The following is a 23,455-nucleotide window of genomic DNA, read 5'->3' on the forward strand; positions in this document are numbered from 1 at the left end:
CCCGCTCGTTTTGCGAACGCAAAAAAAGGCCGGAGGCTTGCGCCCCCGGCCTTTGTCGTCAGAAGGTCCTTTCGCGGGTCAGACCTTGGAAACCGTGATCACATCCTCGAACTCGGCCATGACCTTGAAGGTCTTGCCCTCGGATTCGACGCAGTAGTCGCAGCCGGGGAAAAGCTGGGTCGTCGGCGTGAATGCATCGCCGACATAGAGGTCCTTGGCCTCGCCATTGGTCTCGAACCGGATGGTCGTCCCATCGCCAAGCGTCACCATTTGTTCGTGGTCGATGCTGACAGGCAGATCGGCTTCGGTGAACTCGCTCATGGCAGCCTCCAGGGTTTGCGGTTTCAGACGTTGCTTTACCCGCGCGGGCGGGCCGAAATACGTGTTTTGCGATTTCAGGCTACGCCCATTCCCGGCGGCTGCCAAGAGATTGCGCTTTTTATCACGAGTTACCAGCCAAGTACGTAGCCGAAAATCAGCGGGGCCACGATGGCGGCGTCGGAGTTGATCATGAAACGCGGCGTGTCCACGTCGAGCTTGCCCCAGGTGATCTTCTCGTTGGGCACGGCCCCGGAATAGGAGCCGTAGGACGTGGTCGAGTCGCCGATCTGGGCGAAGTAGGCCCAGAAAGGCGTATCCTCGAGCTGCAGGTCCTGGATCAGCATGGGCACGGCGCAGATGGCGAAATCCGCCGCGATGCCGCCGCCGATCTGGAAAAACCCGACCGGAGTGTTGGTCCTGGCCTGCTCCTGGTACCACTTGGCCAGAAGCTCCATCTGCTCGGTGCCGTGGCGCACGGCCGAATGGTCTTTCAGGTGCCCCCGGATGACCTCGGAGCAGAAGATGTTGCCGAGCGTGCTGTCCTCGAAGCCGGGAGTGAAAATGGGCAGGCCCTTTTCCTTGGCGGCCAGGACCCAGGAATGCTCGCGGGGAACCTGGAAGAACTCGGCAATGTCGGGCTGATCGAGCAGCGCGTACATGAATTCGAAAGGAAATTTCGGCGTACCGGCCTCGGTCGCCTCGGCCCAGAGCTTGGAGATGCGGTGCTGCACCTGCCGCATGATCCCCTCGGGGATGCAGGTGTCGGTCACACGGTTGAACCCGGCCTCGTAGAGCTCTTTTTCCGCTTCGGGCGAGAGGTCCCGGTATTCGGGAACCATCTTGTATTCATTATGGTTGAAGAGGTTGAAAAGGTCCTCCTCAAGATTGGCGGCGGTGCAGCTGATGGCATGGACCTTGTCCTTGCGGATCATCTCGGCCAGGGAAATGCCGAGTTCGCAGGTGCTCATGGCTCCGGCCATGGACAAAAACATCTTGCCGCCCTTGCCGAGCAGATCGTTCCAGGCCTTGGCGGCGTCGAGAGTCTCACGGGCGTTGAAGTGACGGAAATGGGTTTCCATGAAACGGGATATGGCGGCCATCATAACTCCTTCGGTTGTATCGGGGCGGGCTGTTTGGCGAGGAACTCCCGCACCACGTGATGCCTGGGCAGTGGGCGAATGTGCCTCGATAACGTAAGGCCCAGGACGCGAGAACGGGAAGCATAGCCGCTCTTTGCCCCACCGTAAAGCGGGAGCGCGGCCCGGTCCTCCCGCGCCAGGGCCGCTACAGGCTAAGCAGGGAGCGCAACGCGGCCTTGATGCCGTCCTTGTCGATGCCGCAAAGCGCCCGCAACGCTTTTTGCGCGCCGTGTTCCACGAAGTCGTCGGGCAGCCCCAGCCGGCGCACGGTGAGCCCGGACAGCGCCCCGGCATCGGACAGCATTTCCAGTACGGCCGAACCGAAACCGCCTTGCAGCACGTTTTCCTCGGCCGTCAGCCACAGGGGGAATTCCCTGGCCAGGGCCAGCAACTGCTCGCGCGGCAGCGGCTTGACAAACCGGGTGTTGAAAACCGCCACCTCGCGCCCGGTCTCGGCGGCCAGTTCGTTGGCCGCGACCACGGCCGGCATGACCCGGCTGCCGATGGCCACGACCAGGGCGTCCGCGCCCGGACGAACCATCTCCCCCCGGCCGATGGGCAGAGGCTCGGGCTTTTCCGGCAGGGGCAGGCCCTCGCCGGCGCCCCGGGGATAGCGGATGGCCACCGGGCCGGGGTGGACGAGCGCTGCGGCCAGCATGCCCGGCAAATCCGCCTCGCTGCCCGGAGCCATGACCGTCAGGTGGGGGATGTGGCGCAGGTAGGACAGGTCGAAGGCCCCGTGGTGGGTAGCCCCGTCCTCGCCCACCAGACCGGCCCGGTCGAGGCAGAAGGTCACGGGCAGATTTTGCAGGCACACGTCGTGGACGATCTGATCGTAGGAGCGCTGTAAAAAGGTGGAATAGACGGCGACCACGGGCTTGAACCCCTCCTTGGCCAGACCGGCGGCAAAGGTCACGGCGTGCTGCTCGCAAATGCCGACGTCCACGAAGCGTTCGGGCATGGCGGCGGCGAAATCGGACAGCCCCGTGCCCTCGGGCATGGCGGCGGTAATGGCCATGATGCGCTCGTTGTCCTTGGCCAACGCGGTCAGGGCCCGTCCGAAGACCTGGGTGTAGCTCGGCGGGCACACGCCCGGCTTTTCCACCAGCCCGGTCTCGGGCTCGAAGCAGCCCACGCCATGAAAATAGGTGGGGTTCTTCTCGGCCGGGGCGTAGCCGCGCCCTTTTTTGGTCAGCACGTGGACCAGCACCGGGCCCTCGATCTCGCGCACTTCCTTGAACACCTGGGTCAGGCGCGCCGTGTCGTGGCCGTCGATGGGGCCGAGGTAGTTGAAACGGAAGGCCTCGAACAGCATGCCGGGCGTGAAAAAGCTTTTGAACGATTCCTCGCCGCGCTTGACGTAGCCCATGACGTCGCCGCCGAAGGGGAACGAACTGATCCAGTTCTCCATGTCCTTTTTAAACCGCTTGACCCAGCGCTGGTTGAGCTTGCGGCTTAAAAAAAGCGAGAGCGCGCCGACGTTCTTGGATATCGACATCTCGTTGTCGTTTAAAACGACAATCAGCCGCCCGCCCCAGCCGCCGGCCTGGTTGAGGCCCTCGTAGGCCAGTCCGGCGGTCATGGAGCCGTCGCCGATGATGGCCACCACGTCGTGGTCCTCGCCCTTGAGGTCCCGGGCCATGGCCATGCCGAGGGCGGCGGAGATGGAGGTGCTCGAATGGCCCACGCCGAAATGGTCGTAGGGGCTTTCGGCCGGCCGGGGAAACCCGCTTATGCCGTGCAGGGTGCGCAGGGTATGAAAATTCTCCTGGCGGCCGGTCAGCAGTTTATAGGCGTAGGCCTGATGGCCCACGTCCCACACCAGCTTGTCCCGACCGGGGTCGAACACGGAAAGCAGGGCCAGGGTCAGCTCCACCACGCCGAGTGACGGGGCCAGATGGCCGCCGTTCATGGAGACCGTGCCGATGATGACCTGCCGGATCTCCTCGGCCAGGGCGGTCTTTTCCTCCGGCGACAACCCGGCCACGTCACGGGGATTTTGAATCCGGGGAAGGATGTGAAGCGCCGTGTCCGAAAGTACGGTCATCTGCTGGTCCTTTTCTTGTGACCGCCGCGCGACGCCAAAAGCGGGCAGCGGCAGCACGGCTTCGTTGCCGGCCATCACCAGACGTCGTGATGGACCCGGTCGGGCCGGTAGCGGTCCTTGGGCGCGGGCTGCTCGGCCGGATGGCCGATGACGAGCAGCGCCATGGGGGTTGTCGTCTCCGGCATCTTCAAAAGCGCCCGAAACGCCGCCACCCGTTCGGGCAGCGGATAAATGCCGGTCCACACCGCGCCAAGCCCCAGGGCATGGGCGGCAAGCAGCATGTTCTGGGCGCAGGCCGACGTGTCCTCGATCCAATAGCCGCCGCATTTGTCCAGGGCCTGATCGCCGGCGACCAGGATGGCCACCGGGGCGTTTTTGGCATAGGCGGCGTAGGGGTTGATGCCGCCGACCTTGGCCAGGATCGCCTTGTCGCGCACCACCACGAACTGCCAGGGCTGCTCGTTGCAGGCCGAAGGGGCCTGCATGCCGCAACGCAGGATCTCCTCGACCTGGACGTCCGTCACCGGCTCGGCGGTGTAGGCACGCACGCTACGCCGGGTCTTGATGGCGGTTATGGCGTCCATGGCGGCCGGTTTGTCCCCGGCCCAGGCCGGCCTGGCCGCAAGGAGCCCCGAAACCGCCCCGGCCAAAAGTCCAAGCACCTTTCTCCTGCCCATGCGTCCTGCCTTGCGGATCATGTCGCCTCCCGGCGCGGCAAAAGGCTTCGCGCCTATTGGACCCGAACCACGATATAGCGGGCCAAATCCCGCAAAAAATCCGCCGCCGACCCCTCGTAGGCGGCAATGGCGGCCAGGGCCGCATCCACACGCTGCCCGGCCAGCCGCCGGCTCTCGTCCAGCCCGACCAGACTCGGATAGGTGCTCTTGCCCTGCTCCCGATCGCTGCCCACGGGCTTGCCCATGGTGTTCGCGTCGCCAACCTCGTCGAGGATGTCGTCGACGATCTGGAACGCCGCGCCCACGGCCTCGCCGTACTCCCTGGCCCGGCTGATGCCGTCCTCGGCCGCGCCAGCCAGGATCGCGCCGCACACGCACGAAGCGGTAATGAGCGCTCCGGTCTTGAGCGCCTGCATGTGGGCCAGCTCGGCCAGGGACACGCCCTGGCGGGCGGTAAATTCCATATCCAGCATCTGGCCGCCAACCATGCCGGCCGCGCCCGCCGCCCGTCCCGCCTCGGCCAGGGCCGGCAGCACCAGCTCGGCCGCGACGGCCGGCCAGCAGCGGCTCATGCAACCAAACGCCTCGGTCAAAAGCGCATCGCCGGCCAATATGGCCCCGGCCTCGCCAAAGACCTTGTGGTTCGACGGCCGGCCCCGGCGCAGGTCGTCGTCGTCCATGGCCGGCAGGTCGTCGTGAATGAGCGAATAGGTGTGGATGAGCTCGAAGCCGGCGGCAAACGGCATGACGCTGGCCCGGGACGCGCCGAAAAGCTCGGCAAAGGACAGGCAAAGACACGGCCGCAACCGCTTGCCCCCGGCCATCAGCGAATATTCCATGGCCGACAGCAGCCCCTCGGGCACGCCGCGCTCCCGCATGCGCGCGCCGAAGCGCTCCCGGATGTACACTTCCACTTCGGCCGCCTGGGCGGCCAACCGTTCCTTCACCGTCACGCGAGTTCCTCCCCGTCTTCGCCGTCCGTCTCGGCAAGCCGCGCATCCTCGACCTCGAAAGGCTTAAGCGCGCCGTCCTCGCCGGCCAGCGACAACTCCAGCTTGGCCGCCTCGAGCCGCTTGCGGCATGCGGCGACAAGCCCCATGCCTTCCTTGTACAGGGCCACGCCCTTTTCCAAGGGAACATCTCCGGCTTCCAGCCGCGCGGCGATACGTTCCAGGCGCTCCAGCGCCTTTTCAAAAGACTCTTGCTTGCCCGCGGTCATGCCTTCTCCCCGTTGCGTCCAGCATCGTCCGAATCCGCCGGTGCGGGCGCAACGTCCGTTATCCGCGCCTTCACGCGGCCTGCATACACCATGATGGAAAGGTTGTCGCCCGGCCGCGCATCCCCTGCCCGGCGCAGGAATTTCCCGGTGCGCTCAAGAGTCGTCAGACTGTAGCCGCGCGCCAGCGGCCCCATGGGGTCAAGCCCGGCCAACTCGGCCGCGGCCAGTTCCAGCCGGTTTTCCCGCCCGGCCAGAAAAAATCGAAAGGCATTGCCGAGCCGCTCCGTCCGGCGGGAAAGCGCCTCGTCCCTGGCTTCCAGGCTGTGCGGCCCGTACTGCCCCGCCATCTTGGCGGCAACCGCGTCCAACCGGGCGGCAAAATTTCCCAGCCAGCCGTTCCCGGCCCGCATAAGCCGCGCCGCCGCACCGGCAAAGGCCTCATCGAGCCGCGCCAGACGCTGCCGGGGCGACAGCCAGGCAAGCCCCCGGGCCAGGGCGACAAGCTCCCGCTCCCGCGTGGCGACAAGCCGCGCCATGCCGCGCCGCGCCGCCATCTCCAGATCATCCAGGCGCTGGGTCAGCTGGGCCCGCTCGGGCCACAAAAGCTGGGCGGCATGACTCGGCGTGGCGGCCCGAACATCGGCCACCATGTCGGCAATGGTCACGTCGACCTCATGGCCCACGCCGGTGACGACCGGCAGCGGCGAGGCGAAAATCGCCCCGGCCACCTCGGGCGTATTGAAGGCCCACAAATCCTCCAGCGACCCGCCGCCGCGAATGAGCACCAACACCTCGGCCCAGTCGTCGGACACCGCCCGCAGCATGGCCCGGACAATCCCCACCGGCGCGGCGTCGCCCTGGACCAGCGTCGGATAGATCCGCACCGCCGCGCCATGCCCCCGCTCCCGGCCGATGCGGATGAAATCGCGCACAGCCGCCCCCGTTGGCGCGGTCACCACCGCCACCCGCAGCGGATGACGCGGCAAGGCCCGCTTGCGCTCCTGGGCAAAATACCCCTTGGCCGCCAGCTCCTTTTTGAGCGCCTCGAATTCCTGCCACAGCCGGCCCTCGCCCACCTCCTGCACCAGCTCGGCCACCAGCTGATACACGCCGCGCGGGGCATAGACCGTCAGCCGCCCGGCAACCATGATCTCCATGCCGTCGGCCAGACTCTTCGCCAGCGACTTCTCGAAAACCTCACCCGTCAGCGGGTCGTACCGCTCGCCCCCCGCCAACGCCTTGCCGCCCTGCGCGCCCCGAAACCACACCACCGCCAAAGACGCCTCGGCATCGCGCAACGAAAAATACAAATGCCCCGAGCCCGGCCGCGACAAATTCACCACCTGCCCGCGTACCCAGACAAAGGGGAACTCGGACTCGACGACGTCCTTCACCGACCGCGTCAGTTCGCTTACTTCAAATACGTGCGGCATTGTGGTGTGGAGGGGGAAAGAAGGGAAGGCATCCGGGGGAGGGAACCCCTTTTTGAAAAAAGGGGTTCCCTCCCCCGCCGCCGCTAATCCAGGCCCCAGCCCTGGCGCACGCCTTCGCGCCAGGCGATAAAGGCGTCCATGAAGCCGGTAAGCGGCAGTTCGCCCTTCTCGCCGGTGCGGCGGTCCTTGGTTTCGACGATGCCCCGGGCCAGGCCCTTGCCGCCGAGGGTGAGCTGAATGGGGAAACCCATGAGATCGGCGTCCTTGAATTTGACGCCCGGGCGTTCCTCGCGGTCGTCGAGGAGCGTTTCGATGCCGGCGGCGGTCAGGGCGTCGTAGAGTTCGTCGGCCTTGGCGCTGGCCTCGGCGTCCTTGGCGTTGAGGTTCAAGAGCGCGACCTCGAAGGGGGCGATGGCCGGCGGGAAGATGATGCCGGATGCGTCGTTATTTTGTTCGATGCAGGCGGCCACGATGCGCGAGACGCCGATGCCGTAACAGCCCATGATCATGAACTGTTCCTTGCCGGCCTCGTCCAGGAAGGTGGCGTTTAACGACTTGGAATACTTAAGTCCCAGCTTGAAAACGTGGCCGACTTCGATGCCCTTGGCGAAGGCGAGGGGCGCGCCGCATTTGGGGCACGGGTCGCCGGGCGCGACCTGGCGCAGGTCGGTGAAGGAAACGATCGTGGCGTCGCGGCCGAGGTCCACGTGGCGCAGGTGGGCGTCGGCGGCATTGGCCCCGACGATCCAGTCGGCGGCATTGGCGAGTTCCCGATCGGCGTAAACGGGGATGCCGGCGAGTCCCACCGGACCGGCGAAGCCGACCGGGGCCTTGGTCGCGGCGGTGACTTCCTCGGGGGAAGCCAGACGGATGTCCTGGGCGCCAAGGAGGTTCTTGAATTTGACCTCGTTGAGTTCGCGGTCGCCGCGCACAAGGGCGGCCACGGTCTTGCCGTCGGCGACGTAGAGCAGCGTCTTGACGATTTTCTCCGGAGTGACTCCGAGGAAAGCGGCCACCTCTTCCACGGTGTGCTGACCCGGGGTAGCCACGCTTTCGGCTGGCGGACAGGGGGCGGCCTCGCCATGGGGCGGACAAACGGCCTCGGCCTTTTCCACGTTGGCCCCGAAGTCGCAGGCGTCGCAGTAGGCGATGGTGTCCTCGCCGGTCTCGGCCAGGACCATGAATTCGTGGGAGAACGAGCCGCCGATGGTCCCGGAATCAGCCGAGACAGCCCGAAATTTGAGTCCCAGGCGCTCGAAGATGCGGGTATAGGCCTTGAACATGGCCCAGTAGCTGGCGTCGGCTCCGGCATCGTCCTTGTCGAAGGAGTAGGCGTCCTTCATGACGAATTCCCGGCCGCGCATGAGCCCGAAGCGGGGGCGGATCTCGTCGCGGAACTTCGTCTGGATCTGGTAGAGGTTGATGGGAAGCTGGCGGTAGGAACGGATTTCGTGGCGCACGAGGTCGGTAACGACTTCCTCGTGGGTGGGGCCCAGGCAGGATTCGCGGTCATGGCGATCGACGAAGCGCAGGAGTTCGCGGCCGTAGAATTCCCAGCGGCCGGATTCCTTCCACAGGTCGGCCGGCTGCACGGCGGGCATGAGGACTTCCAGGGCCCCGGCCCGGTCCATCTCCTCGCGCACGATGCGGGCGACGTTGTTGAGCGCCCGAAGCCCCAGCGGCAGATAGGTATAGATGCCGGCGGTGAGCTTGCGGATCAAGCCGGCGCGCAGCAAAAGCTTATGGCTAATAACCTCGGCCTCGGCCGGGGTTTCTTTGAGGGTCGGGGCATAGTAGCGGCTCAGTCGCATGGGGTTTCCTTTTTTTCGGTGAGATAACGGTCCAGTTCGTCCATGAAGGCGGGAATGAGGTTGTCCGCGCCACGCACCTTGCCGAGCACCCGGCCCTTGCGGAAAATGATGCCGCAGTCCCGGCCGCCGGCGATGCCGATGTCGGCCTCGCGGGCCTCGCCCGGACCGTTGACCACGCAGCCCATGACGGCCACGGTGAAGACGTCGGTCACGCCGCGAAGGCGCTCCTCCACGGCCTCGGCCAACCCGACGAGGTCGATTTCGGTGCGGCCGCAGGTGGGGCAGGAGATGATTTCCGGGCCCCGGGCGCGGATGTCGAGGGAACGCAGAATTTCGTAGGCCACGCCGATTTCCGTGACCGGATCGCCGGTGAGCGATACCCGCAGCGTGTCGCCAAGGCCCTCGGACAGCAAAATCCCCAGGCCCACGGCGGATTTGACCGCCCCGCGCATGGGCGTGCCGGCTTCGGTCACGCCGATGTGCAGCGGATAGTCGACCTTTTTCGCCAGCAGGCGATAGGCGGCCACGGTGCGGGGCACGGAGGAGGATTTGAGCGACACCTTGATGTCGTAAAAGCCCCGCTTTTCCAGATAGGCGATGTGGGTCAGGGCGCTTTCGACCATGGCCTCGGGGGTGGGACCGCCGTATTTGCCGAGCAGATCCTTTTGCACCGAGCCGGAATTGACGCCGATGCGGATGGGCGCGCCGTGGTCCTTGGCCGCCGCCACCACCGTGTCCACGGCCGCCTCGGAGCCGATGTTGCCGGGATTGATGCGAAGCGCCTCGATGCCGGCGGCAAGCGCCGCCACGGCCAGGCGGTGGTCGAAATGGATATCGGCCACCAGCGGCACGGGCGAGGCGTCGTGGATGGGTTTCAACGCCGCGGCAGCGTCCTCGTCGAGCACGGCCAGGCGCACGATCTCGCAACCGGCGTCGGCCAGAGCCCGGATCTGGGCCAGGGTGGCCGGCACGTCGCGGGTGTCGGTATTGGTCATGCTCTGGACGCGCACGGGATTGTCGCCGCCGACGCCGACATTGCCGATGGTCAGGGCACGGGTGGAGTGCCGTTTGGGAGCTTGCGGGATGTCGCGCATGGAATGGGGGGTTGCGGGTTGGGAAAAACGCGGACGGAAGGAATTACTTGCCCTGGGTCACGCGGGTTACGGTAAGGTAGACGTCCTCCCCGGACGTTTTGGCCACGGTGCCCTCGATGTGGCACGGCGTGTCCTTCTTGCCCAGGGCGAAGAGCTGCTCGATAACGTCCTTGGCGGTGACGTCGTCGCAGATCATGTAATTTTTCTTGTCGTTGCCCGTAAACGACAGGCAGATGGTCTGCGTCTTCGGGAACTGCATGACGCCGGACACCCGGCCGTCAAGGGTTATGGGTTGCGCCGCCAGGGCCGGAACGCCGCACAACAAGCCGGTCAGGACCAAGGCCCACAGGATACTTCGCATCAGTCGAACCTCCAAAACCCCTCCAGGCGGACCGCGCCTACGAGGAAACCTCATCGCCGCCGCGGGCGGACGATTTCCCGAAAAGCGTCAGCAGCCAGATACAGCAGGTTACGGCCGCCGCCTGATACACCACGTCCTGGCCCATGACCCAGACCAGGGCCGTGCGCGGCGCGCCCTCCGGGAGGCGAAACACCCAGCGCACCACGGCGTCAGGCAGGTAATCGCCCAGCGGCCAGTCGAGCCACAGCCCATCGCGCCACGCCACGAAAAGTTTCATGCCGCACAAGGTGTATAAAGCCGCCAGACTGACCCATAGGCAGCCCCGGCCGAGGACGTCACTTCGGGTTGTCATGAAACCGCCCGTATCAGGTCGCCGTTTTGCGGTAGCGGCACTATAGGTGGGGCGGGCCGGCCTGTAAACGCCCGTGGGGCGTCTTTCTCCCCGGGAGGGCGTCGCGGCTCAGCCGCCGTGGCGCGCGGCAAGGTGCTCCATGGCCGCTTGACGGTCCGCAAAGCGGGGGGCGCGGCCGGTGACGCCGAGCCGGTCGAGCACCTTGGCGAAATTGTCCGAAAGGCCGCAAATCGCCGCCGGGCGGCTGCTCCCCTCCTCCGTGGCCTGCAACAGCAGGTCGAGGCCGGCGCCGTTGATCGAGGCGTCGGGACTGAAGGCGAAAAGCAGTTTGCCGGCATCGGCCAGTTCGCGCATGGCCCGCGTCAGGTAGGGCTCGGCCTCGCCGGTCAGGTTGCCCCGGATGACCACGACCCCCACGTTCCCGGCCCATTCCACGCCGATGGGCTCGCCGTCCCCGGCCGCGCCGGCCTGGTCCAACCGGCCGTTGGCCCGGGCCAGGGCCGCTTCCAGGGCCTCGCGCCGGATGGGCTTGTCGATGAAGTCGGTGGCCCGAAGCCCGAGCGCGGTCAGGGCCAGATCGACATCGCCGTGCCCGGTGATGACGATCACCTCGGTCTGGGGACGCATTTCCTTGATCGCGCGCAGCACGGCCAGCCCGTCCATGCCGGGCATCTTGATGTCGGTGAGGACGATGGGCGGCTTTTTTTCGGCGAAAACGACCAGCCCCTCCTCGCCGCTTACGGCCGTCAGCACCGGATAGCCGTAGGCCCCGAGGTAGAGCTCGAACATCTGGAGCGTCGGACGCTCGTCGTCGATGACCAATATGGTGCGCATGCCGTACTCCCGGGGATGACGGGGCGTCATGTTTGCCGGCTGCCGGGTCCGCCGTCAAGACGGCGCGCCGCCCAGGGCGCCCTCGGCGATCGGGAAGCTCAGGCGGAAAAGGCTTCCCCCGCCCGGCGCCTCGTCGACCGTGATGTCCCCGCCGTAATCCTTGACGATGCCGTAGGTGATGGCGAGTCCCAGGCCCATGCCCTGGCCGGTCTGCTTGGTGGTGAAAAACGGTTCGAAGATCTTGTGCCGCTTGGCCTCGGGAATGCCGCAGCCGGTGTCGGCCACGGTCACCGTCACCCGGAGCCCTTCCCGAAAACAGCGGATGCGAAGCCGCCTGACGTCCGAATCCCTGCCCGGGCAGCCGTTTCCCACCATGGCGTCCCGGGCGTTGACCACGAGGTTGAAAAAAACCTGCTCCAGCCTGTTGGCGTGAGCCCGTATGGGCGGGACGGGCCGCAAATCCAGGTCGATCTCGATGCCGGCCAGGGACAGTTCGTGGCCGATGATGGCAAAGACGCCCCGAATGGGCACGGCGATGTCCACATCCTCCAGCACCGGCTCGGACTTGCGGCCGAAGTCGCGCAGATGGCCGATGATGGCGGCGGCGCGGTCCACCTGTTCGCTGATCTGGGCGGTGACGGCCAGCAGGTTTTCCAGGGGCGGTGGATGGCCGGACTCGGCCACCAGACGCAGGTAGTCGCTGCCCATCTTGACGGCATTGAGCGGCTGGTTGAGCTCGTGGGCGATGCCGGCCGACATTTCGCCCAAGGTCTTCATCTTGCTCGCCTGGATGAGGTGGGCGTCCTTTTCCACCTGCTCGGTGATGTCGGTGGTGGAAAAGATCACGGCGTCGCGGCCCCGGTAGGCGATGCGGCAGGCGTGCAGATTGACGAAAAGCGGCGTGCCGTCCTTGCGCACATGCCGCAGCTTGGCGAAAAGCACCCGGTCCGGGGCGTCGCGGTCCTGCAAATAGGCGGACACCCCGCCCGGCGGCCCGTCGGACTCCAGCACCTCCACCGGCCGGCCGACCAGCGCGTCCCGGGGATAGCCGTAGACGTCCTCGGCCTGGGAATTGGCGTCCAGGATGCGGCCGTTCGCGGTATCGACGACGAAGACCGGATCGGGGTTGCTGTCGAAAAGCGAGCGGTACTTCTCCTCGGACTCCCGCAGCCGGCGGCGGTAGAGCCGGATGCTCCAGATCATGTTGCCGAAGGACTCGGCGAGCTGGGCCACCTCGTCGCCGCCGCCGCCCTTGCGGTAGAAACGGCACTCCCGACAGGTGGGGACATTGGCCGGGTTGTCGGGACTGCCCTCCCCCGCGCTCTGGTCGAAATGCCAGCAGGGGAGGTCCGTGTCGGCATAGGCCGGGCAATCCCGGGGCGCGGTCTCGCGCAGGCCAAGGAGCGTCGCCGGTTCGTCCAGGCTGCCGCGACTGACGGCGTCGGCGGCCCTGGTCAACCGGGAGATGGGTCGGGCCACGGCATTGGAAAGACGCAGCACGATGATGAACATGACCACAGTCACGGCGGCGATAAAGCCCAGGAAGGTGGTGCGCAACGTGCCGACCAGGGAATCGATGTGGCTTTTGGAAAGCCCCACGTGGACCGCGCCCAGGGTGTAGATGCCCTCGCGCACGGGCACGGCGATGTCGATGGCCTGGTTGCCCTCGAAATGGACCAGCCTGATGCGGGACTCGACGCCCTCGGGCAGCGGATTGGCCCGCAAGAGCGCCTTGGGAAAGGTCCGCATGAAGGTATTGGCCAGAATATGGCCGTCGGTGTCCTCGATAAAGATATAGGAAACGAGGATGCGCCGCTCGCCGAGCTGGGCCGCGTCGAACACGAGGCTGACGAGATTGGCCCGGTCCTTGTCCAGGATGTAGCCGCTGGCCCGTTCGGCAATGCTCTGGCCGATGGCCACGCCGCGCTGCTCCAGTTCGCGGTTGAGGCTCGTGACCAGTATCCAGCGGGCGAGAAGCGCAATGACGGCGCTGACCAAGAGCACCACGGCCATGGCCCCGCCGAACATCTTGAGTTTGAGGCTTATGCGCCGCTTGGAAAACATGCCGCCAGCCGCCTATTGCGCGGTCGCGGGCGCGTCCGTACCGCCGCCCTCGCCCGTCGCCGGCGCGGCAAGCGAATCCTTGAGTTGTTTCCAATCCGTGACCAGACGGAACACGCCATGGTCGAAGCGGGTGAAATAGACGCGCTCCATGCCTTGATGCCGGTTCGGGCCGAAACTGACGGAGCTGGCGATGCCCACGGAGAAATTCTCGATGGAATCCACGGCGTCGATGAAGCGCTCACGCGTCAGGTTGCGGCCGGTCCGACGCAGGCCCTCGATCAGCACCCGGGCGTTAACGTAGCCTTCGAGCCCCACGAGGTTGGGGCTTTCCGTGGGGAAATAGCGGGCCAGATCCCGGGTGTAATCCCCGACGCCGGAGAGCAGCGAAACCGACTCGGGCAGCCCCGGCGGCGGCACCACCTGAGACATCACGAGCGGCACGGCGCTTCGCGGGCCGAGGATGCGGGCAATTTCGTCGGCCCCGACAAAGGACACGGCGTAAAAAAGCCCTTTGTAGCCCCGGCTGCTGGCGAGGGTTATGGCCTTGGCGCAGGGGCTGTAGGCCCCGATCATGACGATGGCCTGGGGAGCCGCTTCCAGGATGCGCGAAATCCCCTCCTCCACGTCCATGGTGCCCCGGATGTAGGAGCCGCGCGCCACCGGAGCCAGCCCATGGGCCTTAAGCGCCATTTCCGTGCCCTTGAGCCCGTCGAAGCCGTAAGCGTCATACTGGTAAAAGACCGCCACCCGGTCGATGCCCAGGTCCTTGACCAGATGCGTCACGGCGGCAGCGGTTTCCTGGTAATAGGAGGGCCGGACATTGATGATGTAGCGCCGCGAGGGCGTGCGCAAGGCATCGGCTCCGGTAAAGCTCCCCACCAGCGGCACCTTGGCCTCCTCCAGCATGGGGATGATCTTCACCGTGGTCGGCGTGCCCACGTAGCTGAAAAGACAGAACACCTGGTCGTCGACGATGAGCCGCTGGGTGTTGGCCACACAGCGCGGCGGATCGTAGCCGTCGTCCAGGGCCAGGACCTTGATCTTGCGCCCGGCCACGCCGCCGGCATCGTTGACGGCGTTGATGCGGGCCATAGCCCCAAAAAGCGTCTGCTTGCCCAGGTAGCTGGCATGGCCCGTCAGCGGCAAAGACGAGCCGACGAGCACCGAATCCCTGGTCACTCCCGGCACGCGCGCGTCGGCCGTTTCCGGAGCGGGCGCCCCGGAACAGGCGGCCAGGGTCAGCAGGCAACAAGCCAGCACGATGGCCAGCAGGGGGGGCGTCGTTTTGGCGGGCATATCCAGCATACCCCGGGGAATAGCAGATTGCCGTCGTCGGTCAACCGGCCGCCTCCGGGGGGCCGTGGCAGCGGCTCCCCAAAGCGGACACGGCGGGACGTTGCGGAGCGTTCCCGATTACCAGTTTTTGCGGATAATGCGTTTGGTCGGGAGGCGGCCGGGTGTGCCTGCCACGCGCGGCGCATATTCGAAGAATACGCCTTCGCGTCCGGCACACCCCACCGCCTCCCCTGACCGCACGCCCCATACCTGGAAACAACCCTCCCACGACACCAAAGGCGACAATTCGAACCCTTGTCGCTCCCAGCATCATTGGAAAATTGAGGAAGGGGAGAGCGCGAGAGGGGACAACCCTTTTTAAAGGGTTTCCCCTCTCGCACCCTCTTTCCCCTCCCTAACCGAAGGCGCGCAGCGGGCGCAGCACCTTGGCCAGGAAGGCCTTGCGGCTCAGCACGCTCGGCGCGGCGTCGCCGTACTGGACATACTTATAGTAGGCGCTCGGCGGTTGCGGGCACAGGAAAATGGCCCGCACCGTGGAAGCGTCCACAAGCTCCGCCTGGGGATACTTGGGCTTGAGCGTGGCCAGGCGATTTTTGGCCAGGGTCAGCATGTCCTCGCGGTCGCCGAAGTTCATGGTCCCGGTCGGGCAAGTCTTCACGCACGAAGGGAGCAGGCCGGCATGGACCCGGTCGTTGCACATGTCGCATTTGTACATGAGCTTGGTGGCCGGGTCGACGCGGGGGATGTCGTAGGGACAGGCCTCGCGCACGGCATCGGCCGTGAGCCCCTTGGTCTTTTCGGTGAAGACCACGGCCCCGGTCTCCGGGTCCTGGACGATGGCGTCTTGAATCTCGGAATCCCCCACCATCTTGCAGGGCGCGTCCAGGCAATGCCGGCATTGGTCCGGGAAGAACAGCCAATGGAACTTGCCGTCAATGGTGGTCTCGGTGAAACGCACGACCTTGAGCGTCTGCCAGGAGAGGTCGGGCGGGTTCTGGTGAGAACCGGTATTTTTCGTGGGTTCCACGGGCTTGTTCTTCCACTGCTTGCAGGCAACCTGGCAGCCCCGGCAGCCGGTGCAACGCGACAGGTCGATAAAGAAGCTTTTTCCGTTCATGGCCTTTCTCCCTTACGCCTTTTTCACGTTGACCATGAAGGCCTTGGTTTCGGGGATGCCCGTGTTGGGATCGCCGACGGACGGGCACAGGATGTTGGCCGAATCACCGCCGTCCTTGGGCCAGGTCCAGCCGTAGTGCCAGGGCACGCCCACTTGGTGGATGGTATGCCCCATGACGGTAAAGGGCTGGAGGCGCTCGGTGACGATGGCCTTGGCCCAAAGCGAGCCGCGGGTGCTTTCGAGGATCACCTTGTCGCCGTTGCCGATGCCGCGCATCTTGGCCAGTTGCGGGCTCATTTCGCAGAACATCTGCGGTTCGGCCTCGAGCAGCCAGGGCGAGTTGCGGGTCATGACGCCGGTCTGCCAGTGCTCGGTGACCCGGTAGGTCGAGCACACGAAGGGATAGCGCGGATCGCAGGTGGCATGGACCTCGGTCGGGCCGGCGAACTTGAGGGCCGCGGGGTTGTTGAGCTGCTTGGAGAAGGGATGCTCGCCCACCGGACACTCGAGCGGCTCGTAGTATTCGGGCAGCGGACCGTCGTTTCTCCCGGGGCCGAAGATCTGCCCCATGCCTTCGCTCTCCATGATGAAGGGATACTTGCCCTTGGCGGAATCGGCCATGGGCGGCCAGCCGCCGTCGGGCACGTCACCCACCCACTTGCCGTCCTTCCACTCGATGACCGGCTTTTGCGGCTGCCAGGGCCTGCCCTGGGGGTCCACCGAAGCGCGGTTGTAGAGGATTCGCCGGTTGACCGGCCAGGCCCAGGTCCAGCCCGGGTACAGCCCGATCTTGGCCTGCATGGGGGTCTGGGTCTTGTCGCGGCGGGCGGCCATGTTCTTGTCCGTGTAGGAACCGGAGTAGATCCAGTTGCCCGAACAGGTGGAGCCGTCGGTTTGCAGCAAGGCGAAGCTCGGCACGGGGTCGCCGGGTTTGAAGGTCTTGTCCTTGCCGCCGACCTTGAGGGTCTTCTCCTTGAGAAACACGCCGTTTATGAGCTTGGCCACCTTGTGGCTGTCAAAGGCGTGGTTCGTGGCGAAGTCCCACTTGAGGTTCTTGATCGGGTCGGGGAACGCCCCGCCTTCCTTGGCGTACAGCCCCCGAATCTTCTCGAAGAGCTCGTAGATGATGTCGCCGTCCGGCTTGGTGTCGCCAAGGGGCTTCTGGGCGGCGTAGCGCCACTGCATCCAGCGGCCGGAGTTGGAGATGGAGCCTTCCTTTTCAAAGGCCACGGCGCAGGGCAGGAAAAAGACCTCGGTCTTGATCTTTTTCGGGTCCATGCCCGGGCCCTTCCAGAAGGAGCCGGTCTCGGTCTCGAAGATGTTGACCGTGACCATCCAATCAAGCTTGGCCATGGCATCGCGGGTCTTGTTGGCGTTGGCGGTACTGGCGGCCGGGTTCTGGCCCCAGGCGAAAAAGCCCTTGAACGCGCCCTTGTGCATGGCGTCGAACATGGACAGCCAGGAGTAGTTCTTGCCCGGTTCGAGCTTAGGCAGATACGAATAGCCGGTTTCCAGGTCCTGGTCCGGATAGAGCGACTTGATGAAACTCGCCATGTACTTGGGCCTGTTGCCCCACCAGTTGGCGCTTTGCGGGTCCTTGGTCATGGGCGTGGTCTTCGCCTCGTACTCCGCCAGGCTGGTCAGGTTCGCATTCGGCGTCGGCAGATAGCCCGGCAGAATGTGATAGAGCAGCGCGTGGTCGGTGGAGCCCTGGACGTTGGCCTCGCCGCGAAGCGCGTTGATGCCGCCGCCGGCCACTCCCATGTTGCCGAGGAGGAGCTGGACGATGGACATGGCCCGGATGTTCTGGACGCCGACCGTATGCTGGGTCTGACCCATGGCATAGAGCATGGTGCCGGATTTTTCCGGGACGCCCGTGGCGGCGAAGGTCTGGTAGACGAGCTGGAGGTCGGCCTCGGGCGTGCCGCTGATCTCGGAAACCGCCTTTATGGAATAGCGATCGTAGTGCTTGCGCAGGATCTGGAACACGCAGCGCGGGTCGCGCAGGGTCGGGTCCTTTTTGATGCGCCCGTCGGCATCCTTGGCAAAGGCCCAGGCCGACTTGTCGTAGGCGTGCTTGACCGGGTCGTAGCCCGAGAAAAGCCCGTCCTTGAAGTCGTACTTGTCGCCGAGGATGAACGAGGCGTTGGTGTAATTGACGACGTAGTCCTTGAAGTACAGGTTGTTGGCCAGGATATAGCGGATGAATCCGCCGAAAAAGGCGATGTCGGAACCCGAGCGAAGCCTCGTAAACACATCCGCGTGGGCCGAGGTGCGCGTGTAGCGCGGGTCCACGTGGATGATCTTGGCCCCTTTGTCCTTGGCCCGAAGCGCCCACTTGAACGAAATGGGATGGTTCTCGGCGGCGTTGCTGCCGATAATGAGAATGCAATCCGAATTGGCGATGTCGATCCAGTGATTCGTCATCGCCCCGCGTCCGAACGACTCTGCCAGAGCCGCTACAGTGGCGCTGTGTCAGATACGGGCCTGATGCTCGATGTAGGTAAATCCCATGGCCCGCAGCATCGCCTGGTAGATCCAGCACTCCTCGTTGTCCATGGCCGCCGAACCGACCGAGGCCAGGGTCTCCACGCGGTTGACCACCCGGCCCTTGGCGTCCTTGGCGGTGAAGGACGCGTCGCGCCCCTCTTTCACCTTGCGGGCGATGCGATCCAGAGCGAAGTCCCAGCTTTTTTCCTCCCAGTTCTCGCTATAGGGCGCGCGGTAAAGCACCTTGGTGATACGCCGGTCGTTTTTGCCGAGCTGGTAATGGGACGCGCCCTTGGGGCAAAGCGAACCCTCGCTGATGGGATGGTCCGGGTCGCCCTCGATGTTGACCACCCTGCCCTCGCCGTTCTTGTCGGTGCTGGCGATCAGCCCGCAGCCGACCGAGCAGTAGCAGCACACCGAGGTGGTCTGCTTGGTGAATTTGAGCTTGTCGGCCTGGGCCAGCGCCGCGGCCTTGGCCTGGCCGAGGTCGAAACCGAGCCCGCCAAAGGCGGCCACGGCCGTGGTCGTGCCAGCGATCTTGAGAAAGTCGCGCCGATTCCATTCCATAAGCGTATCTCCTTTGCCGCCAGCACGGCGGCCTGCCCCTTCGCCGGAGGCTGCCTGGGTCCATCTTTATTATGTTATTTTTAACATAAGCTAAAAATAACATACACTTCGCTAATAGAGTCACTATTTATCTAGAAAAAGGGTGACAGGCGGTCAAAGAAAAAAGAATTACGCAAGATCCGGCACAAAGGCGCAGATATTGGTGAGCAAAATAGGCAGGATATCTTCGTTCCGGTGGTTGTAGCGGAATTCCAGTTCCTTGAGGTAGAGCGGAAATTTGCGGGCCGTGACTCCGTGGAACCGGGCCAGCCGCTCCCGGGCATAGGGCCAGAAGCCCTCCCGGTTGGGCTCGACCGATGGCGCGCGCCCGGCCACCTCCACGAAGCGCCGGGACAACACGTCCGCGCCGCAGGTCACAAGCGTGGCATAACGCTGGTAGCGGTCGGAATAGACAATGGCCCCGAGCCGGGACAGCGGCAGGGAAAAGTGCAGATTGTAGTGCAGCAGGTCCTCGGGGGTCATGTCGGGCAGGTAGTCGATAAAGACCATGCCCCCGCGCTCCAGGATGCCGAAAACCGGCACGGCAGTGAGTGGCGCATCGGCGGCTGGGACCGGACGCAGGGTCTTGCCGGAAAAGCCGAGTTCGCTGCCCAGACGGCCGCGCAGCACGGCCAGACCGTCGAGACTCTCGGCCAAAAGGGCCAGGCGAATGAGGGTGGCCGCCTTGTAGGCGGTGTTGTAGGCCAATTCCAAGGCGGCGGCCATGGCGTGGGCCGTCTCCTCGGCGGCGAAAAGCGCCGCGAGCCGCAGCCACTGGCGGGCGGTCAACCCAGCCAGACCGGCGAAGCGACCGGTCAACAGACGATAGGTGTAGCGGCAGCCGGCGCAGCGCAGCCGCCCTTCGGCCAAGGCATACGCTTTTCTACTCCCGCAACGCGGACATACCGGCAGCCCATCCGGCCAGCAGTACTTCTCCAGCAGGCGCCGCGCGCCCGCCTCGCTGCGCGCATGTCGGTCAATGTCAAGAGCCATTATTAAATAAGAAACTGGGGGAAAACCTTTCTGAAGAAAGGTTCTTCCCCCAGGCCCCCTTTCCAAAGACTTTCACCAAGGGGAGGGAACGTCCTGTAGTCACCAATAAACGGAAGGAAATTTAGGAAAGGGAGAGCGCGAGAGGGGAGAACCCTTTTTAAAGGGTTTCCCCTCTCGCACTTTCTTTCCTCAAAATTCATCCTACCCTCCGATGGCCGACATTTTACGGGCTTTTTTGGCGCCGTCGGGGTTTAAGACCTCGTAGCCGAGCGGCTTGTTGCGCAGGGCCAGGGCGATGACCCGTCGCACCATGGGCAGTCCGAACTTGGGGTTTCGCAGCAGCTGGCGCAGCCTGTATTCGCGCTCGGAGAACAGGCAGGTGCGCAATTTTCCGTCGGAGGTGATGCGCAGCCGGTTGCAGGTGGCGCAGAAATGGTCGCTTAAGGGCGAGATGACGCCGAATCGGCCGAGGCCGTCGTCGATGCGGTACATCCTGGCCGGGCCGCCGGTACTGTGTTCGTGGGGGATGGGCGTCAGCTCCGCCGTCCGCTCGGCCAGTTCCAGCACCTCCTTGGCGGCGATGTAGTTTTCCTTTTTCCACAGCGTGCCGCCGCCGACGGGCATGAATTCGATGAAGCGCACGTCCAGGGGATAGGCTTTGGCCAGGGCCACAAAGGCGGGGATCTCGTCGGTATTGACCCCACGCAGGGCCACGGCGTTGAGTTTGACCCGAAGCCCGGCCTCCAGGCTTTCGTCGATGGCCTGACGCACGGCGTCGAACCGGTCGAGGCCGGTGATGTCCTCGTATTTTTTGCGGTCCAGGGTATCAAGGGAAATGTTGACGGCCGAGACGCCGAGGGCGGCCAGGGCGGCCGGCTTGCCGGCCAAAAGCGTGGCGTTGGTGGTCAGGCGCAGGTCCAGGCCCGGAAAGCGGTCCATCAGCGCGGCGATAAAATCCATGAGCCCCCGGCGGGCAAAGGGCTCCCCGCCGGTGAGGCGCAGCTTGCCGATGCCGAGTTCCCGGGCCAGCCCCACCAGACCGAGCATCTCCTCATAGCGCAGGATCTTGTCGTGCGGGATGAAGGTGAAGCTGTGCCGGGGCCGGCAGTACAGGCAGGAGAGATTGCAGCGGTCGGTGACGGAAAGGCGCAGGTAGCTGACCTCGCGCCCCCGGCCGTCGCGCAGATGGGGTGTGACGTCGGTCATATCCGGGTCTCCATGCTCCGGGCCCGGGTCAGGTCCGGTGGCGCATTGACGTTGAAAAAGGGTCGGGCCGCGTCCGCGTCGGCCTGGCTGTAATCGATGTGCCAGCGGACCTCTTCGGGAAAAATGGCTGAAAGGCGGCGTTGCCCCTGCTCCAGGTTGTGGCGCAAACGCCCCTCCCCGGCCGGGTCGTAGATGGCGACCAGGGATTCCACGTAGCCGGTCTCGACGATCCGGTAGGTGGTCATCAGCGCGCCGGCCGGACGCTGTCGCCAAGCGGCGGCCAACCGGTCCAGGGTCGGCTCGTCCAGAAAGGGCAGGTCGCAGGAAACGACGAGACAGGGCCGGCCCGTCGCGGAAAGGACAGTCAATACGCCGCCGGCCGGTCCGTGTCCGGGCTGGGCGTCAGGGAGCCAGGGGGCGTCGATGCCGAAAACGGACGGATCACGGCCGGAAACGAGCAGATCGCCGGTGACGTTTCGCACCACGCCCGCCACCCGGGCCAGAAGCGGCTGACCGAAAAAGGACAGCCAAGCCTTGTCGCGGCCCATGCGGCTGGATTTGCCGCCGGCCAGGATCACGCCGAGCAGCGGCTGTACCGCCCCGCTCACGCGGCGATCCTCCCGGCCGCGTCGGCAAAGACGGTGAAGCGCGATTCGGCGTCCCGGGCGAAGCCGACCAGGGTGACGCCATGCTCACGCGCCAGGGAAACCGCCGCGCCGGTCACGGCCGAGCGGCTGACAATCAGGCGCAGGCCGGCCCGAAGCGCCTTGTCCATCATGGAAGCCGTCACCCGGCAGGAAAGAAACAGGATATGTTCGGGCAAGGCGATTCCCTGGCGCAGGCCGAAGCCGGCCAGTCGGTCCAGGCAGTTGTGGCGGCCGATGTCCTCGGCCCGGGCCACGAAATCGTCTGTGCGCGGGTCATAGAGCCCGGCCCGGTGGAAACAGCCCGTGCCGTCCCACAGCCCCGGAGCGGCGATAAAGCGCGTGACCAGGGCGAGCATATCCGGCGCGGCGAGCGTCCCCGGCAGGGAGGGATCGGGTTCGGGGCGCGTGTCCGGGGCCGTCTCCAGATCGAAGCACAGCCCCCCGGCCCGGGCCATAACGGGAATGCGGCCGGGGCCGAGCATGTCCAGGGCGGCATGGCCGAGGGCCAGCCCCTCGGGGTCGATGGGCGAGGCAAAAAGACGGCACGCGCCGACGCCGGCCAGGCGCACCGTGACCCGGACCTCTTCGGCCACGTCGTCGGTGATCTCGCGCCAGCGCCCGTCCTTGAACCGGCGGCAGGGGACCTTGCGGGTCAGCGCCGCGTCCACGTCAAAATCCCCAGGCGGACAACACCGGCCGGGCGTAGCCCTGGTTGCGGGCGGCGATGTCCAGGGTCAGGGACTCCAGGTCGTCGAGGCTGGGGACGCTTGGCCGATCGAGGTCGCGAAAATCGGCCGTCTTGATGTAATTCTTGCAGCGCAGGCAGACATGGACGGCGTAGCCGGTCTCGTCCGGAGCGGTGAAGACCTCGAGCATCTTGTGGTCCTCCTCGCCGCAGTACGGGCACATGAGGCGCTTGGCCCGGTATTCGAGCTGGCAAAAGGAACAGGTCAGATGCCGGGCGCCGGCCTTGCCGACAAGCCGGGCCATCAAGGGCGGCGCACCACAGACCGGACACTGGCCGAAGTTCCAGGTGCGTTCGGCCGGGAAATGGGCGTAGACGGCCTCGCCGATGGCGGAAAGCTGCGGGGCCAGCGCGGCCTGGACCAGAAAGGCGAGCAAGCGCGGCGCATCCGGGGTCTTCTCGCCAAAGGCGGCGAAAAAGGCGTCGTCCCCGGCCACATGGCGGGCGAAGGCGGTGCGGATATCGAGTTCGCCGGCTTCGCGCGCGGTGTCGATGGCGGCCATGCCGGCGGCCAGATGGGGCTCGTCCTCCCGGACCAGCCGGGAAAGTTCGGTGAAAAACGTTTCGGCCCGGGCTGCGTCGATGGGAAAGGCGTCGCGAGGAAGCATGGGCGCGCCGCGAAGCACCCGCTCGATATCCTCCAGCCGGGCGGGATCGAGCGCCACGGTGAATCCGGCCCGCTCGGTCAGCTGGGCGCGGCAGGTGGCTGCCACGAGTGTGATCATGGGCGCGGGCAGCACCGTTTTTTGAGCAATGTCGGCCAGCTTTTTTTCCAGCTGGCGACCGTAAGCGGCGGCATCAAAGGGCATGGGGGCTCCTTGTTGAAAGAGATTGGCGCAGGCGACGCCGGGCCTTGGTGACAGTATGGTGACGCGGCTGAAAATAGCAAGAGGGCAGGCACGTTCGGCCGGGGGCGCGCCCGGGAGAACAGGTGGCTTGTCCCGACAAGGAAAAACAGCACGGGGGCCGACGACCATGCCGCCGACCCCCGCTCTCCCTATTG

At 65.4% G+C, this 23,455-nt stretch carries 21 protein-coding genes; all 21 read right to left on the bottom strand.

Going from position 1 to position 23,455, the window contains the following annotated elements:
* Positions 1-78: 78 nt before the first annotated feature.
* The 21 genes from K9F62_18620 to K9F62_18720 all read right to left on the bottom strand — a co-directional run bounded on the left by K9F62_18620 (position 79) and on the right by K9F62_18720 (position 23,261).
* Positions 79-321 carry a hypothetical protein gene (locus tag K9F62_18620; GenBank protein ID UJX40684.1) on the bottom strand — a complete coding sequence of 81 codons (243 nt, stop codon included), beginning with the start codon at positions 319-321 and terminating at the stop codon, positions 79-81.
* Between the two features lie 128 nt (positions 322-449).
* Complete coding sequence (locus tag K9F62_18625; GenBank protein ID UJX40685.1) at positions 450-1,421, bottom strand: deoxyhypusine synthase family protein; 972 nt, start codon at positions 1,419-1,421, stop codon at positions 450-452.
* A 184-nt stretch (positions 1,422-1,605) separates the two neighbouring features.
* Positions 1,606-3,507: a 1-deoxy-D-xylulose-5-phosphate synthase gene (gene dxs / locus K9F62_18630; GenBank protein UJX43247.1), complete on the bottom strand. Its 1,902-nt coding sequence runs from the start codon at positions 3,505-3,507 to the stop codon at positions 1,606-1,608.
* A 74-nt stretch (positions 3,508-3,581) separates the two neighbouring features.
* Positions 3,582-4,205: a nitroreductase family protein gene (locus K9F62_18635; protein ID UJX40686.1), complete on the bottom strand. Its 624-nt coding sequence runs from the start codon at positions 4,203-4,205 to the stop codon at positions 3,582-3,584.
* 32 nt (positions 4,206-4,237) lie between these two features.
* Entirely contained in the window at positions 4,238-5,137 is a 900-nt protein-coding gene (locus K9F62_18640; GenBank protein ID UJX40687.1) for a polyprenyl synthetase family protein, read from the bottom strand.
* Positions 5,134-5,403, bottom strand: coding sequence for an exodeoxyribonuclease VII small subunit (gene xseB, locus K9F62_18645; GenBank protein UJX40688.1), 270 nt, complete (start codon positions 5,401-5,403; stop codon positions 5,134-5,136). Before xseB ends, K9F62_18640 begins: the two co-directional genes overlap by 4 nt.
* Complete coding sequence (gene xseA / locus K9F62_18650; protein UJX40689.1) at positions 5,400-6,836, bottom strand: exodeoxyribonuclease VII large subunit; 1,437 nt, start codon at positions 6,834-6,836, stop codon at positions 5,400-5,402. The genes xseB and xseA overlap by 4 nt, the downstream gene beginning before the upstream one ends.
* Before the next feature lie 83 nt (positions 6,837-6,919).
* Complete coding sequence (locus tag K9F62_18655; protein UJX40690.1) at positions 6,920-8,647, bottom strand: proline--tRNA ligase; 1,728 nt, start codon at positions 8,645-8,647, stop codon at positions 6,920-6,922.
* The gene (gene ispG, locus K9F62_18660) at positions 8,638-9,741 is read right to left on the bottom strand and encodes a flavodoxin-dependent (E)-4-hydroxy-3-methylbut-2-enyl-diphosphate synthase (protein ID UJX40691.1); all 1,104 of its coding nucleotides are present in this window, start codon (positions 9,739-9,741) and stop codon (positions 8,638-8,640) included. The genes K9F62_18655 and ispG overlap by 10 nt, the downstream gene beginning before the upstream one ends.
* Positions 9,742-9,784: 43 nt before the next feature.
* A complete protein-coding gene (locus tag K9F62_18665) occupies positions 9,785-10,102 on the bottom strand; it encodes a hypothetical protein (GenBank protein UJX40692.1) in 318 nt (105 codons plus the stop codon).
* Between the two features lie 37 nt (positions 10,103-10,139).
* Positions 10,140-10,454 (bottom strand): hypothetical protein, encoded by a 315-nt coding sequence (locus tag K9F62_18670; GenBank protein UJX40693.1) that lies wholly within the window; start codon positions 10,452-10,454, stop codon positions 10,140-10,142.
* A gap of 108 nt (positions 10,455-10,562) precedes the next feature.
* Positions 10,563-11,288: a response regulator gene (locus tag K9F62_18675; GenBank protein UJX40694.1), complete on the bottom strand. Its 726-nt coding sequence runs from the start codon at positions 11,286-11,288 to the stop codon at positions 10,563-10,565.
* A gap of 54 nt (positions 11,289-11,342) precedes the next feature.
* Positions 11,343-13,352: a PAS domain S-box protein gene (locus K9F62_18680; protein UJX40695.1), complete on the bottom strand. Its 2,010-nt coding sequence runs from the start codon at positions 13,350-13,352 to the stop codon at positions 11,343-11,345.
* Positions 13,353-13,364: 12 nt separating this feature from the next.
* Positions 13,365-14,657, bottom strand: a complete 1,293-nt coding sequence (locus K9F62_18685; protein UJX40696.1) for an ABC transporter substrate-binding protein — start codon at positions 14,655-14,657, stop codon at positions 13,365-13,367.
* A 385-nt stretch (positions 14,658-15,042) separates the two neighbouring features.
* Positions 15,043-15,765 (bottom strand): 4Fe-4S dicluster domain-containing protein, encoded by a 723-nt coding sequence (locus K9F62_18690; protein ID UJX40697.1) that lies wholly within the window; start codon positions 15,763-15,765, stop codon positions 15,043-15,045.
* A gap of 12 nt (positions 15,766-15,777) precedes the next feature.
* Positions 15,778-18,822: a formate dehydrogenase-N subunit alpha gene (fdnG, locus tag K9F62_18695; GenBank protein UJX40698.1), complete on the bottom strand. Its 3,045-nt coding sequence runs from the start codon at positions 18,820-18,822 to the stop codon at positions 15,778-15,780.
* 168 nt (positions 18,823-18,990) lie between these two features.
* A complete protein-coding gene (locus tag K9F62_18700) occupies positions 18,991-19,854 on the bottom strand; it encodes an IS1595 family transposase (GenBank protein UJX40699.1) in 864 nt (287 codons plus the stop codon).
* A 201-nt stretch (positions 19,855-20,055) separates the two neighbouring features.
* Complete coding sequence (gene moaA / locus K9F62_18705; GenBank protein ID UJX40700.1) at positions 20,056-21,060, bottom strand: GTP 3',8-cyclase MoaA; 1,005 nt, start codon at positions 21,058-21,060, stop codon at positions 20,056-20,058.
* A complete protein-coding gene (locus tag K9F62_18710; GenBank protein ID UJX40701.1) occupies positions 21,057-21,668 on the bottom strand; it encodes a molybdenum cofactor guanylyltransferase in 612 nt (203 codons plus the stop codon). Before K9F62_18710 ends, moaA begins: the two co-directional genes overlap by 4 nt.
* Positions 21,665-22,375, bottom strand: a complete 711-nt coding sequence (locus K9F62_18715; protein UJX40702.1) for a formate dehydrogenase accessory sulfurtransferase FdhD — start codon at positions 22,373-22,375, stop codon at positions 21,665-21,667. Before K9F62_18715 ends, K9F62_18710 begins: the two co-directional genes overlap by 4 nt.
* Before the next feature lies 1 nt (position 22,376).
* On the bottom strand, positions 22,377-23,261 hold the full coding sequence (locus K9F62_18720; GenBank protein UJX40703.1) for a formate dehydrogenase accessory protein FdhE: 885 nt from the start codon (positions 23,259-23,261) through the stop codon (positions 22,377-22,379).
* Positions 23,262-23,455: the final 194 nt, after the last annotated feature.

It is taken from the genome of Desulfovibrio sp. JY (assembly GCA_021730285.1).
GTDB lineage: Bacteria > Desulfobacterota > Desulfovibrionia > Desulfovibrionales > Desulfovibrionaceae > Solidesulfovibrio.

Coding starts and splice junctions, on each gene's coding strand:
- moaA (UJX40700.1), bottom strand. CDS start 21,060: ATGACCGACGTCACACCCCATCTGCGCGACGGCCGGGGGCGCGAGGTC.
- K9F62_18680 (UJX40695.1), bottom strand. CDS start 13,352: ATGTTTTCCAAGCGGCGCATAAGCCTCAAACTCAAGATGTTCGGCGGG.
- K9F62_18685 (UJX40696.1), bottom strand. CDS start 14,657: ATGCTGGATATGCCCGCCAAAACGACGCCCCCCCTGCTGGCCATCGTG.
- K9F62_18625 (UJX40685.1), bottom strand. CDS start 1,421: ATGGCCGCCATATCCCGTTTCATGGAAACCCATTTCCGTCACTTCAAC.
- xseB (UJX40688.1), bottom strand. CDS start 5,403: ATGACCGCGGGCAAGCAAGAGTCTTTTGAAAAGGCGCTGGAGCGCCTG.
- K9F62_18655 (UJX40690.1), bottom strand. CDS start 8,647: ATGCGACTGAGCCGCTACTATGCCCCGACCCTCAAAGAAACCCCGGCC.
- dxs (UJX43247.1), bottom strand. CDS start 3,507: ATGACCGTACTTTCGGACACGGCGCTTCACATCCTTCCCCGGATTCAA.
- K9F62_18635 (UJX40686.1), bottom strand. CDS start 4,205: ATGATCCGCAAGGCAGGACGCATGGGCAGGAGAAAGGTGCTTGGACTT.
- ispG (UJX40691.1), bottom strand. CDS start 9,741: ATGCGCGACATCCCGCAAGCTCCCAAACGGCACTCCACCCGTGCCCTG.
- K9F62_18720 (UJX40703.1), bottom strand. CDS start 23,261: ATGCCCTTTGATGCCGCCGCTTACGGTCGCCAGCTGGAAAAAAAGCTG.
- K9F62_18675 (UJX40694.1), bottom strand. CDS start 11,288: ATGCGCACCATATTGGTCATCGACGACGAGCGTCCGACGCTCCAGATG.
- K9F62_18670 (UJX40693.1), bottom strand. CDS start 10,454: ATGACAACCCGAAGTGACGTCCTCGGCCGGGGCTGCCTATGGGTCAGT.
- K9F62_18690 (UJX40697.1), bottom strand. CDS start 15,765: ATGAACGGAAAAAGCTTCTTTATCGACCTGTCGCGTTGCACCGGCTGC.
- xseA (UJX40689.1), bottom strand. CDS start 6,836: ATGCCGCACGTATTTGAAGTAAGCGAACTGACGCGGTCGGTGAAGGAC.
- K9F62_18665 (UJX40692.1), bottom strand. CDS start 10,102: ATGCGAAGTATCCTGTGGGCCTTGGTCCTGACCGGCTTGTTGTGCGGC.
- K9F62_18700 (UJX40699.1), bottom strand. CDS start 19,854: ATGGCTCTTGACATTGACCGACATGCGCGCAGCGAGGCGGGCGCGCGG.
- K9F62_18620 (UJX40684.1), bottom strand. CDS start 321: ATGAGCGAGTTCACCGAAGCCGATCTGCCTGTCAGCATCGACCACGAA.